13 protein-coding genes and 1 tRNA gene are annotated in these 12,798 nt (G+C 58.4%); 8 read left to right on the forward strand and 6 right to left on the reverse strand.

Annotated features, from left to right (window positions below; translation table 11 throughout):
* Positions 1-129: 129 nt before the first annotated feature.
* Positions 130-669, reverse strand: a complete 540-nt coding sequence (locus WH265_RS04335) for a hypothetical protein (protein ID WP_339557447.1) — start codon at positions 667-669, stop codon at positions 130-132.
* A gap of 75 nt (positions 670-744) precedes the next feature.
* Positions 745-2,013 carry a S1 family peptidase gene (locus WH265_RS04340; protein ID WP_339557448.1) on the reverse strand — a complete coding sequence of 423 codons (1,269 nt, stop codon included), beginning with the start codon at positions 2,011-2,013 and terminating at the stop codon, positions 745-747.
* A 451-nt stretch (positions 2,014-2,464) separates the two neighbouring features.
* Here WH265_RS04340 and WH265_RS04345 point away from each other — a divergent pair, with 451 nt between their 5' ends.
* From WH265_RS04345 to WH265_RS04360, 4 genes are all read left to right on the forward strand, one after another.
* Positions 2,465-2,857, forward strand: a complete 393-nt coding sequence (locus WH265_RS04345) for a hypothetical protein (RefSeq protein WP_339557449.1) — start codon at positions 2,465-2,467, stop codon at positions 2,855-2,857.
* Positions 2,854-3,042 carry a hypothetical protein gene (locus tag WH265_RS04350; protein ID WP_339557450.1) on the forward strand — a complete coding sequence of 63 codons (189 nt, stop codon included), beginning with the start codon at positions 2,854-2,856 and terminating at the stop codon, positions 3,040-3,042. Before WH265_RS04345 ends, WH265_RS04350 begins: the two co-directional genes overlap by 4 nt.
* Positions 3,043-3,260: 218 nt before the next feature.
* Positions 3,261-3,470: an excisionase family protein gene (xisR, locus tag WH265_RS04355; RefSeq protein ID WP_339557451.1), complete on the forward strand. Its 210-nt coding sequence runs from the start codon at positions 3,261-3,263 to the stop codon at positions 3,468-3,470.
* Positions 3,446-4,621, forward strand: coding sequence for a tyrosine-type recombinase/integrase (locus WH265_RS04360; protein WP_339557452.1), 1,176 nt, complete (start codon positions 3,446-3,448; stop codon positions 4,619-4,621). Before xisR ends, WH265_RS04360 begins: the two co-directional genes overlap by 25 nt.
* A gap of 73 nt (positions 4,622-4,694) precedes the next feature.
* Here the strand turns inward: WH265_RS04360 and WH265_RS04365 are convergent.
* The 3 genes from WH265_RS04365 to WH265_RS04375 all read right to left on the reverse strand — a co-directional run bounded on the left by WH265_RS04365 (position 4,695) and on the right by WH265_RS04375 (position 8,067).
* A tRNA-Val gene (locus tag WH265_RS04365) sits at positions 4,695-4,771 on the reverse strand.
* An 83-nt stretch (positions 4,772-4,854) separates the two neighbouring features.
* Positions 4,855-7,095, reverse strand: coding sequence for a RelA/SpoT family protein (locus WH265_RS04370; protein ID WP_445228483.1), 2,241 nt, complete (start codon positions 7,093-7,095; stop codon positions 4,855-4,857).
* A 36-nt stretch (positions 7,096-7,131) separates the two neighbouring features.
* The gene (locus WH265_RS04375) at positions 7,132-8,067 is read right to left on the reverse strand and encodes an alpha/beta fold hydrolase (protein WP_021027407.1); all 936 of its coding nucleotides are present in this window, start codon (positions 8,065-8,067) and stop codon (positions 7,132-7,134) included.
* A gap of 113 nt (positions 8,068-8,180) precedes the next feature.
* On the opposite strand from WH265_RS04375, the gene WH265_RS04380 reads away from it, so the two are divergent.
* The 4 genes from WH265_RS04380 to WH265_RS04395 all read left to right on the forward strand — a co-directional run bounded on the left by WH265_RS04380 (position 8,181) and on the right by WH265_RS04395 (position 12,206).
* On the forward strand, positions 8,181-8,969 hold the full coding sequence (locus WH265_RS04380) for a 3-hydroxybutyrate dehydrogenase (protein WP_339517484.1): 789 nt from the start codon (positions 8,181-8,183) through the stop codon (positions 8,967-8,969).
* A 312-nt stretch (positions 8,970-9,281) separates the two neighbouring features.
* Positions 9,282-10,013, forward strand: a complete 732-nt coding sequence (ompR, locus tag WH265_RS04385) for an osmolarity response regulator transcription factor OmpR (protein WP_021027409.1) — start codon at positions 9,282-9,284, stop codon at positions 10,011-10,013.
* Between the two features lie 162 nt (positions 10,014-10,175).
* Positions 10,176-11,693, forward strand: coding sequence for a sensor histidine kinase (locus WH265_RS04390; protein WP_021027410.1), 1,518 nt, complete (start codon positions 10,176-10,178; stop codon positions 11,691-11,693).
* A 117-nt stretch (positions 11,694-11,810) separates the two neighbouring features.
* Positions 11,811-12,206, forward strand: a complete 396-nt coding sequence (locus WH265_RS04395; RefSeq protein WP_339536219.1) for a GFA family protein — start codon at positions 11,811-11,813, stop codon at positions 12,204-12,206.
* A gap of 69 nt (positions 12,207-12,275) precedes the next feature.
* Here the strand turns inward: WH265_RS04395 and ispF are convergent, their stop codons facing one another.
* Complete coding sequence (gene ispF / locus WH265_RS04400) at positions 12,276-12,761, reverse strand: 2-C-methyl-D-erythritol 2,4-cyclodiphosphate synthase (RefSeq protein WP_084635837.1); 486 nt, start codon at positions 12,759-12,761, stop codon at positions 12,276-12,278.
* Positions 12,762-12,798 lie beyond the last annotated feature (37 nt).

The following is a 12,798-nucleotide window of genomic DNA, read 5'->3' on the forward strand; positions in this document are numbered from 1 at the left end:
AGTCCCTTCATCCAGGCCAGAGCGTACAGCACGCGCAGAGTGAAGTTGGCTTTGCGTTTAAAAAGCAGACATTAATGCAATAATCCACCCGACTGCAGCCATAGCATCGCGCCGGCACAAAGAATTAACTTACTTATAATTCACTCGATCAATAGGCGCACCCAATTCTATTTGTTGCTTTTGACCGATGACCGTCAAGGCAGCAATATCGACACTTAACGACGCCAGCCAATTTTTTACATAATCAAGATTTTCAGCATTACCCACAACCACAACAGAATTCTTTTTTACATCCAAATAAATGGAAAATATCTCACGAAACTGAGATTTTTCAATATCTAATTTTATACTATTCTGAATTTTGACTAGTTCATCAAATCCATACCGAACATATATTATTTTCACGTTACCAAGACAAATTATCTGCTGATTAATATCAACAGGCTTGGTCAAAGCAACGATGTTATATACAGTCAGCCCATCATACTCCACCCACGACCCTCCAAAGGCGCTCCCAATTTGCACTTTAAGCAAATCTCTATTTTTAGCAAAAAAATCTTGAGCCCCACCATTCTCAATTGCAGATTTTTCACACGTTAAAGCTTCAGATGAAGCTTGCACTGATGCAGCATACAGCAAAACACTAAGCAAATATTTTATACGCATCATAATTCAATTTTAAATTTAGGCCTGCGACCTGCCCCTGCGTTATTCAAAAACATGAGCGAGTCACAGACTCTCACTTTATTCCGTCATAATTTTAACGTTTGTATAAATATCGAGATATGGCTTAAGAGGTTGAAATATGGACTCTTTCGAGGCGCTACCTCCCAATGAAGCCCCGCATGTGTTTGTAGCTCCGGCTACCGTGACTCCCATGTAGATACCCATTGCATTGCGACTAACACCATGAACGACGGGTCCTCCTGAGTCACCTTGGCCTCCGCAGAATGTTGCTCTCGCAACATTAAAGGGTCGTCCATTGAAGTATTCGGTTGAGTTTACTGCACTCAGCGTACCGCATCGCCAGTTTGTGGCATTCCCATAATGGCAAACGGATTGGCCAATTCGGCTGTAGTCAACCGGAATTACAGGCTTGACCGAACCATATGTATTCACAGATGTTTTTAGCTTTGGCAACATGGTATGGACATTACCCCAATTGCCATAAAGCACTGCATCAATGCCATTGCCAAACTGATTTGCCAAAAAATCACCAATATAGCCCCCACCAACAGTAGAACTGCCTGGAGTAGGTGATACATTCAAATAGGCTTTATTTCGTGCGACATCCGGATAGACTGTTTCACAGTGCCCCGCGGTAACAGCTCCTGTAATTACAGTATCAATAGTAACGTTAAATCCAGAGGTACATCTTATCGCAGTCGATGCGATGCCAGATGCGGCGCTGTAGATTGCCTGTCCACCATAAATGGTAGCCATTAGCGTTGACTGCCCGTCCTGCTCCTGAAAATCCACAGCATCGAGCGGAATAGCATTTTTTTGGAGCCAAAGCAAAATAGCCTCTTTGTATTCAGGCAAGGCTTTGACTACAACAACATTACTTTTAATACCTTCATACAATGAAATCAATTCGAAATCTGATTTCCCATTGCGATATTGCTCTTCGTAAGAGCTTTGAATTTGCTGCCGAATTTTAATTAATTCACTAAAGGAATACTTAACGCTGACAACTTCAAGCCTGTTATTTTCACTGTAACCTTTAGCCACAGTCACAGGGGTTGTGGCAGCAAGAACTTGGTAAGCATTACCATTTTCATCATACTCAACCCAGAATCCCCCAAAAGAATCTCCCAGGTTCTCACGGAGAATTTCGTAATTGCTTGTGGCAGATTCGACAATAGCTTTATTCTCTGGGCTCTCTGCATTTTCCAGACCTGCTGCCTTAAGGGCACCGGCTCTTGTGGTGAACGCATCATCAATTACGGACTGTTGAGCGATTGCTGCGGAAGCGAACAATGCGGCCGTGCTGAAAAGCACAGATTTCCTCATAAATATCTCCTCGTTAAAACAATCACTCTATCGCTCGAAACTTGTTCATAGCTTACAAGTTTCACTTTTTTTACTGTATATAAACACATCGACACAAAAGATTCCTGCATTACTGCTTGCTATATCTAAGAGCATTAAAAGCGAAAAAAAAAATAGTTTCCCCAGTGCCGTAGTGGCGCCGCGGAGGCTCTTTCTATTTGTGGCTGCAGGCCTTGTCGCTGTCGTCGCCGCTCAGCCGGCGCTCGATGTTCACCTGGTCGCACAGTGCGGTTACTTCGGCGCCTAAGGTCGCCTCCGAGGCTTGCGACCACGCCGAGGCCTTCTGCAAGCTGGCGGTCGAGGGATACCGGGCGATGTTGAATCGCGAGAGCGCACCAAATACATTGATGCAGCAGCTGGCAAGCTAGCTATCATCCTTGAATGCCACGCTGGCCAGGTGCTGCGCAAGGGAGTGAAACGCCCGGCCCATCCCAAGGAAGGTCCGCTCTCAAACGGCTTCACCCCAAACCAGTTCAAGCAGCTCTACAACCATGCGTTCCAGCATATGGAATGCGCCAGATATGTCCTCGCCGACTATGCCGATCGAGTGCAGGATGGCGTCACCATTGCTGCGCGTGACATGCTAGTGGCCTTCTGCGACTCCGCAAGAGCAAGGCTCGAGCAAGAAGAAGTCGGCGATCTGTTGGCCGGCAGCCTGCCTGACCTCTCCCGAGATCTCGAGCTTGCACTCTCCCTGCTGGAATGCCTCGCGGTCAGCAATGACGATGGGGTTTTGCATGGTGTCACCCACCTCCTGCACTCTGCTCAGCGCATCGCTGAGGGCGACAAAGGAGTGCTGGCATGACCAAGGCCTTGATCCTCACAGGTGACAACAACATCCCTGCCATGCCCATGACGGACGCTCAGGTGAATCATCTGCGCCGGCTACTGGCCTGGATGGAGTGCGAGTACATGCTGGGAGAGGACCGGCAACGCGGAATGATCAATGCAGTGATGAAGTGCCGCGACCTAGGCATAGCTACGGGTTGAGATGCAAAGGAACTGCTTCGAGAGAAGGCGGAGCAAATCCACCAAGTGCCCGCATACGTGCGCCAGGCCCACAGGATGCTCAGCAAGGCCCTGCGGGAGCACGACAGACAAGCAGGTGTGGTGGAAACACGCAGGCCCGACGAAAACCTGCAGGCCATGCCGGTGAGCGAGCAACCTGCAGGTGCTGCACAAATTACTGGGAAGAAGAGAGGCTAACCATGACGATGGAAGCACCCGTCCAGATTGCACCAGCTCGGTTCGTCACGATCAAGCTGGCAGCGAGCATTACCGGGTTAACGGTGAAAGCCATTGAGCGAAAGATTGCCCGCGGCGTTTGGCTCCTGGGCAAGCACTACAAAAAGGCCGATGGCGGTATTTTTATTGATATGAAAGAGATTGAGCAATGGGTCGCGAAGGCAACGGCGTAGAGCTGCGTGAAAAGTCCATCCGAGTGAGTTTCACGCTGGATGGTGTGCGGCAGCGCGTAACTCTAGAAATTCCTCCCACACCGATCAATGAGCGGTATGCCGCAAAGCTGGTCGCCCGGGTCCGCAAAGCGATTGTTGAGGGCTCGTTTGACTGGGGAGAGTATTTCCCCAACTCGCCTCAGGCCAAGGCGAAACAGCCTACCCATACCTTTGGGGGCTGGTGTGATCTGTGGCTGGATACTAAAGGCCGGCTGTCTAAGAACACCCTAACCCAGTATCGCAATGCGCTGATTGTCTGGAAAGATCTGCTTGGTGCAGATACCCCAATGGACCAGGTCTCTCACGCGGTGGTGGCGGCCAAGGTTGGCAAAACCCCTTGGAAATCGGCCAAGCTGCTGAACAACTATCTGATTTGCCTGCGCGGGGTTTTTGCGCTGGCCGGCCGGAGCCTCAAGATGGATAACCCCATGGAGGGGATCGAGAACAGCAAGCACCAGATCCCGCCGCCTGACCCTCTCTCAACTTTTGAGATGGAAAAAGTGCTCGCCCACTTAAAGGAGCGGTTCGACATACGGGCTTGGGTATATTTTGAATTCGCGTTCATGACCGGTATGCGCCCAGAGGAGCTGATTGAGCTGCGCTGGGGTGATGTGGATTGGGCCAGCTCATCCATCCGCGTGGAGCGCGCCAGGACCGCAGGCGAGGTGAAGCCGCTCAAAACCTACAACTCCCGCGATGTCGACCTGGTCAGCCGCGCCCTCGGCGCGCTGGAGGCAATGAAGCCCTGGACGATGCTGGGCGGGGTTGACCATCGTGATGGCGAGCAAGGCCGCCGGATCTTTGAGAACCCAGGGACCAATAAGCCCTGGCACGATGAGCGCAGTCAGCGAGACACGTATTGGCGCCCTGCTCTGCGGGCAACCGGCATTCGTTGGCGCAGGCCGTACCAGACGCGGCACACCTACGCCACCAACGCACTGAGCGCCGGTGTGAACCCGACCTACATCGCCAGGCAGATGGGGCACAAGAATGCCAAGATGCTTTTCACCGTCTATGCCAAGTGGATTGACGGGTCAGATCGGGGTCGAGAGAAGGCAAAGCTGGAGCAGCTGCTCGGAAACGAAAAAACCGCCCTAGAAAAGGCGGTTTGATCAGAAAAGGACAATTTAATGTCCCTCAAATGTCCCTGAATCCTGAAGTCTGGTTCTCTTCAGAGGGAAAATTTGGTAGGCGCGATTGGACTCGAACCAACGACCCCCACCATGTCAAGGTGGTGCTCTAACCAGCTGAGCTACGCGCCTGTCGTTGAAGACTCAAATTATAGCCAGAAAAAACGGTCCAAATGGAAATTTGAGGCTTTTTTTGAAAATAGTGCTTTTCAGCCCTATTTGCGGCGCACCGAGCGCACGCCCGATACCATCGCCACGGAGGCCAGCACCTTGGCCAGCTTGCCCGAGTCCGACACCTCTACAGTGAACGTCATCCAGGCAGTGCCTTTGACGGACTGGGTCTGCACGCCGATCACATTGGTCTTGTCCCGCGCGAACAGTTCAGAGATATCACGCAGCAGACCTTGGCGGTCATGGGCCTCTACCGCCACATCGACGGGGTAGACCGCTTCGGTCGAACGCTGGCCATGGGTGGGCAGGCCCCACTCCACATCAATGCTGCGCTCTGGGTTGCGGGCACACATCTCGCGGAAGTTGCTGCAGTCGTGGCGGTGCACGCTCACGCCCTTGCCCCGCGTCACAAAGCCACCGATGCGGTCGGGCGGTGCGGGCTTGCAGCATTTGGCCAGCTGGGTCATCAGCGAATCGACGCCCACCACCAGCACGCCGCCCTTGCCCGAGCCCTCGGTGGCCTTGCGCGGGCGGCTCAGCACCAGCTCGTCGTCGGCCTGCAGGGGTTCGGGTGGGCGCAGGATGTTCTCAATGGTGCGCAGCGACAGCTCGTCCTTGCCCACCACCTCAAACAGCGCCTCTGCGGTCTTGAAGCCCAGCTGGTCGGCCAGATCATCGTGCTTGAGCGCTGTCTTGCCTTCGCGTTGCAGGAGTTTTTCCACCAGCTCGCGGCCCCGGCTGACCGTCTCATGCATCACCTGGGCATTGAACCAGGCACGCACCTTGGCCTTGGCGCGTGAGCTGACCAGGTAGCCCAGCTCGGCATTGAGCCAGTCGCGCGATGGCCGCCCTTCCTTGACAGAGACGATCTCCACCGTCTGGCCGTTTTGCAGCGGCGTGTTGAGCGGCACCATCTGCCCATCAACCTTGGCACCCCGGCAGCGGTGGCCCAGATCGGTGTGCACCGAATAGGCAAAGTCCACCGGCGTGGCACCCTGGGGCAGCTCGATCACGGCGGCATTGGGCGTCAGCACATAGATATGGTCGTCAAAGAGGCCACTGTCCTGGGTCTGGCCGACCATGTCCTTGCGCCAGGCCAGCAGCTGGCGCAGCACCGCAATCTTGGCGTCGTAGTCGCTGGTCGCAGATACGCCGGCATAGCCCTTGGTGCCTGCTTCCTTGTAGGCCCAGTGGGCAGCCACACCGTTTTCGGCATGGTCGTGCATGGCCTGGGTGCGGATCTGAATCTCGATGGCCTTGCCGTGCTCGTCGCGCACCACCGTGTGTAGCGACTGGTAGCCATTGGGCTTGGGCCGGGCGATGTAGTCGTCAAATTCCGACTCGACCGGGCTGAAGGCTTCGTGCACAAAAGACAAGGCTGCATAGCAGTCCTTGACCGTGGGAACCACCACGCGCAGCGCACGGATATCGAAGAGCTGGTCAAAGCCCAGCGACTTGCCGCGCATCTTCTTGATGATGCTGTAGATATGCTTGGGGCGGCCAGCCACGGTCGCGCTGATGCTGTGCGCGCGCAGGTCGGATTCGAGCCGCTCGCGCAGGCCCACCATATAGAGCTCGCGCTCGACCCGGGTTTCATCGAGCAGCTTGGCAATCTTTTTATAGGTGTCAGGCTCCAGAAAGCGGAAGGCCAGGTCCTCGAGCTCCCACTTGATCTGCCAGATGCCCAGGCGGTTGGCCAGCGGCGCAAAAACCTGCAGGCTCTCGCGCGCCACCGCAGGCGACACCGGCCCCTTGGTGGCCGCATACCAGCGCAGGGTTTGCAGGCGTGATGTCAGGCGCAGCATCACCACGCGCAAGTCGCGCGAGAACGCCAGCAGCATCTTGCGGATGTTCTCGGTCTGCGTGGCCGGGTCATCGACCAGGTGGCCGGCATCGGCCTGGCGCGCCTGCGCCTGCACTTTCATCAGCGCCACGGTCTCCACCGCCAGCACCGCATAGCTCTCGCCAAAGGCTTTGCCGATGACTTCGCGCGGCTTGTTCAGCTGCTCGCTGGTGTGCACCAGGTAGGCAGCCGCCTGCATCGCTTCGGAGCCACCAATGTGCTTGAGAATGGCAGCGACGGCATCGGCGTGCTGCAGCGCGTTCTCGCCCGTGTCCAGGGTCTCTTCGGCGATCAGCGGTACGGAGAAAGCGCGGGCCCGGGCCAGCACGTTGTCTTGCATCGGCAAGGCATTGGCAGTGGCAGCCACCAGCGGGGAGACGGGCTCCGGGGGAAGATGTTCCGCGCCTGGCGCGGGCTGAGCGACTGCCGTAAGACTTTTCATGTTGTCACCACCATCACACCCCCTCCGGGGCGTGCGCTACGCACCGCATAAAAAAGCCAGCACGGCAGCCGATTGATCAAAAGATACCAAGGTGGGCGCATGGCCGACACCAGCGAACTCCACCACCCGCGCCTTGGGGCCGCGTTCCGCCATAGATTGGGCCGTTTTCGCAGAAAGCAAGTCTGAATCTGCACCCCGCAGCACCAAGGTGACGGCGTCGATCTGGTCGTAGAGGCGCCACAGCAGTTGCTCGCCAGCGGCAGCCATCTCCGGCGTCATCGCCTGCATGGGCTGCGCAATGGCCGGATCGTAGTGCAGGCGCACGCTGCCGCCGGCTTCGGGCCGCAGCATCGGGCGCGACAGCGCCAGCCATTCGTCATCGCTGTGCGGGCCAAAACCCTTGGAGAGCTGGCCCATGGCCGCAACCGCCTCCTGCTCGGAGCCATACAGCATGTGCTGGCCCACATAGCTCCCAATGCGCGCCAGCGCCGAGGCCTCGATGGTCGGGCCCACATCATTGAGCACCAGGCGACGGATGGGTGCCGGCATCAGCGGCCGGATACTGGGCTCGCCGGCCAGGCCAATGCCGATGAGGCCACCCATGCTGGTGCCCACCCAATCGAGCTTGCCAATGGGCGCTGCGCAGTGCACCTGCTGCAACATGGCCAGCATGTCGGCCACATACAAAGGGACCTGGTAGCCGGCCGGGTCCTCCAGCCAATCGCTGTAGCCGCGACCCACCACATCGGGGCAGATCACCCGCGCCTGCAGCGACAGCTGCCGCGCCAGCACATCAAAATCACGCCCTTGCCGGGTCAGGCCATGGGCGCAGACGATCACATGCGGGTGGTTCAGGTCCCCGGTATCGTTCCACTCCCAATACGCCATCCGGTGCGTGGCACCCTGGCGACCCGTGTCCGTATTCCCCGCCACCGCACAGGTGACATACTGCAAGCGTGGATCTTGGTACATGGCCCCTCTTATATAGAAGAACGCAGCGCTACCGGGCAAACCGTGGCTGGGGTTTGCCTTAGGATGGATGCATGCGTTTGCATGAATACTAACCGAGTAACTGGAGATATTGGATGTTGAAAGCAAAAACAGCGCTCGTCACCGGATCGACGAGCGGTATCGGATTGGGGATTGCCAAGGCGCTGGCGCGCCAGGGCGCCAACATCATCTTGAATGGCTTTGGCGACGCCGAAGGCCCGCTCAAGGAAGTGCAGGACGTCATCACCAGCGCGGGCTCCGGCGCCCGGGTGGGCTACCACGGCGCCGACATGAGCAAGGCTGCCGACATCGAGGCCATGTTTGCCTATGCGGCGCAGACCTTTGGCCAGGTGGACATCCTGGTCAACAACGCCGGCATCCAGCATGTGGCCAACGTACAGGACTTCCCGGTCGAGCGCTGGGATGCCATCATCGCCATCAACCTCACCAGCGCCTTCCACACCAGCCGGCTGGCATTGCCAGCCATGCAAAAAGCGGGCTGGGGCCGCATCATCAATATCGCCTCGGTCCATGGCCTCGTCGGCTCGGCCGGCAAATCGGCCTACGTCGCGGCCAAGCACGGCATTGTGGGCCTCACCAAGGTGACCGCGCTGGAGAACGCCGCCAGCGGCATCACCTGCAACGCCATCTGCCCGGGCTGGGTGCTCACGCCCCTGGTGCAAAAACAGGTCGATGCCAAAGCCGCCCAAATGAATGTGAGCAATGAAGAGGCCAAAAAGCTGCTGCTGGGCGAGAAGGAACCATCGATGCAGTTCACCACGCCCGAAGAACTGGGCGAGCTGGCTGTGTTCTTCTGCTCGCCTGCGGCCAACAATGTGCGCGGCGTGGCCTGGAACATGGATGGCGGCTGGGTGGCGCAATAAGCTCCAGCCTGGGCTGCCCAGCCCAGCCACAACAAGGCGCGAAAGCGCCTTTTTTCACGCTCCAAGTCATCAATGCATTAAACGCATAGATATGAAACATTTTTGAAAAACAGCATCACACCTTCCCTAAAAGAGGCAATTTCTGCAAAAAATGCAGGAAAAAGTCGATTTATTGCGTAAGAAACGGTCTCCCAGACTGCATATGTAACGCAAACTTTGTAACTATGGGTCAAAAAAGGGATGCGAGTTGCGCATTTTTCGCAAAAAACGGTCAAAATGTAAAAGTTACATATCAACCGGAGGATTCCACCCATGGTTACAGCAACCAATCGCGTCGACAAAATCTTGGTCGTTGATGATGACGCACGTATTCGCGATCTGCTGCGCCGCTATCTGTCGCATGAAGGCTTTGAAGTCATGATTGCCGAGGATGGCAAGGGCCTGCAGCGCATCTTGCTGCGTGAGACCGTGGATCTGATCGTGCTCGATTTGATGATGCCCGGTGAAGACGGCCTGTCCATCTGCCGCCGGCTGCGCGCCAGCAACGACCGCACCCCCATCATCATGCTGACCGCCAAGGGGGAAGACGTGGACCGCATCGTGGGCCTGGAAGTGGGTGCAGATGACTATATCGGCAAGCCCTTCAACCCGCGCGAGCTGCTGGCCCGTATCCACGCCGTGCTGCGCCGCCGCCCACCGCAAGAAGCGCCAGGCGCGCCATCGGGCGAGAACGAGGTGGTCAACTTCGGCCCCTTCACCTTCGACATGAGCACCCGCGTGCTGACCAAGGACGGCGAAGAGCTGCCGCTGACCACCGGCGAATTCGCGATGCTCAAGACCCTGGTGCGCCACCCACGCCAGCCGCTGTCGCGTGAAAAGCTGGCCCTGCTGGCACGCGGCCGCGAGTTCGAGCCCTTTGACCGCAGCCTGGACGTGCAGGTATCGCGCCTGCGCAAGCTCGTCGAGGTCGACCCGGCAGCTCCTCGCTACATCCAGACCGTCTGGGGCGTGGGCTATGTGTTCGTACCCGATGGCGCCAACTGATTGTTGACCCCGGCACCCCAAAAACCGCCCCAGTCTGGCTGCAGGGCGGTTTTTTTATACCCCCACTGCCGGGCACAGCATGGTGTCCCGCCCGCTTTACAGCGAGAATGTACAGGCATTCCCGGCCTTCATTGATCCGACTTTTCAACACGCATACGGCCCATGGCTCCCACCCCCGTTAACGACGCCGACCAGTCCGGTCTGGCCCCCCTGGATGGCAGCGCCGCAGCGGCCACGCATAGCAACAAGCGCACCCGCGTCGGCCTCAATCTGTTTTGGCGCACCTTCTTTTTGCTCGCCATCTTGCTGACGGGCAGCATCCTGGCCTGGGTGCAGACGCTGCGCTCGCTCGAGACCGAGCCCCGCTCCATCCAGACGGCCCAGCAGATCGCGTCGCTGGTCAACCTCAGCCGCGCCGCGCTGATGCATTCGGACGCCATCGCCCGCGTCTCGCTGGTCAAGACCATGGCCGACCAGGAAGGCGTGCGCATCGTGCCGCGTGAGCCCAAGGATGTGTACGAATCCATCGACAACTCCACCCCGCTGGGCGCGCGCCTGACGCAGGAAGTGACCAAGCGCCTGGGCCCCAGCACCATCGTGGCCAGCAGCGTCAATGGCGAAGAAGGCCTGTGGGTGGGCTTTACCATCGATGGCGACCAGAACTGGTTCCTGATTGAGCCCTCACGCGTCAACCCGGCCGGCGGCAAGACCTGGCTGGTGTGGGTGCTGACGGCCGCAGCGCTGTCGCTCGCCGGTGCAGCGGTGATCGCGGGCCTCATCAACCGGCCGCTCAAGCAGCTGTCCAGCGCCACCAACCGGTTGCGCGAAGGCGACTTTGCCGCGCAGCTCGACGAAGATGCCGTCACCAGCGAAATCCGCGAAGTGAACATCGGCTTCAACCGCATGAGCGAGCGCCTGTCCAAGCTCGAGCAAGACCGTGCGGTCATGCTGGCCGGCATCTCGCACGACTTGCGCACGCCGCTGGCCCGCCTGCGGCTGGAGACCGAGATGAGCGTGTTCGACCAGGTCGCGCGCGAGCACATGGTGGCCGACATCGTGCAGCTCGATGCCACCATTGACAAATTCCTCGATTACGCCCGCCCCGACCATGCCGCCAAGCTCGCGCCGGTCAATGTCTACGGCGTCGTGTCCTCATGCGTCTACGCTGTGCAAGACCACCAGGAGCTGCAGGTGCACATGAAGGTGCCCGAAGAGCTGATGGTCAATGCCGATGAGATCGAGCTCTCGCGCGTGCTGTCCAACGTGCTGGAAAACGCGCGCCGCTATGGCAAGACGCCGGGCGCCTCGCACACCCGCGTGGACATCACCGTCAAGTTCAGCGAAAGCACCGTCACCATCCGCATGCGCGACCATGGCCCGGGCGTCTCCAAGGACCAATTGAGCAGCCTGACCAAACCGTTTTACCGGGGTGACACAGCCCGCACGGCAGCCGCTGGCGCGGGCCTGGGCCTGTCGATCGTCGAGAAAACCGTGCAACGCATGGGCGGGCGCTTGAGCATGGTCAATGCCTCGGACGGCAGCACGGGCCTGGTCACCAGCATCTACCTGCGCCGTGCGCCCGACCAGGCCATTGGCAAGGAGCCCAAGCGCCGCCTGCTGCGCCCGCAGATCAAGCGGCACCTGCCAGGGGCACCCACCAACTTGGCCGATCTGCAATAAGAAGGATAAGAAGGTGTAGCGGGCGGACCGCCCCCTGCCCGGCCAGCGGCACGCGCCGCTGGCACAAAGCGACGTCTGTGCATAGAATGCAGGCACCCCGTTGCCCTAGGAGTTGACATGCAAGCCCAGTGCCTTTGCGGTGCGGTCCATGTGACTGCCCCGACTGTCCAAGATGTCCATGTATGCCATTGCAGCATGTGCAGGCGCTGGGGCGAGGGCCCCGCCTTTACCCTGCATGGCGGCACCGAGGTGGAGTTGACGGGCCCCGTCAGCCGCTATGCCTCCTCCCCCTGGGCCGAGCGCGCCTTTTGCAGCCAGTGCGGCACGCATCTGTTCTACCGCCTGCTGGCCACCAACGAGCATTTTCTGTCGGCCGGCCTGTTCCAGGACGAGGACGGCATGCGGCTGGCCTCGCAGATCTTCATCGACGAAAAGCCTGCGTATTACGACCTGGCCAATGACACCCCCAAGCTCACCGGGGCGCAAGTGTTGGCGCAGTACGAAGAGACCTGAGTTGGTGCCTCACGGCACGTTGGATGACCGCCTCTGGCGGGCCGTCATCCTTTCTTGCCAGCGTTTGACTTAGGCCTGCTCGCCAGCCCGCACCAGCAACACCACCGCACGGGCTTCCATCGCCGCGCCCTGGCCTACCGGGCCCATCTTCTCGGCCGTCTTGGCCTTCACATTGACCTGGGATTCATCAATGCCCAAGGTCTTGGCAATATTGGCCCGCATGGCCGGAATATGCGGCGCCAGCTTGGGCGCCTGGGCAATCACGGTGCTGTCCACGTTGTTGACCTGCCAGCCCTTGGCAGCCACACGGCGCATGGCCTCGGCCAGCAACACGGCCGAATCGGCACCACGGAAAGCAGCATCGGTATCGGGAAAGTGCGATCCGATATCGCCCATGCCGGCGGCGCCCACCAAGGCATCGGTGATCGCATGCAGCAGCACATCGGCATCCGAATGGCCCAGCAAACCGGTGGTATGCGGCACCTGGATGCCGCCCAAAATCAAGTCCCGGCCGGGCACCAGCGCATGAATATCCCAACCCTCACCAATGCGCATTTGCAGCATGTGTATCCCTTATCTCGTCCATTTACAT

The organism is Comamonas sp. MYb396 (assembly GCF_037479555.1).
Taxonomy (GTDB): Bacteria; Pseudomonadota; Gammaproteobacteria; order Burkholderiales; family Burkholderiaceae_C; genus Comamonas.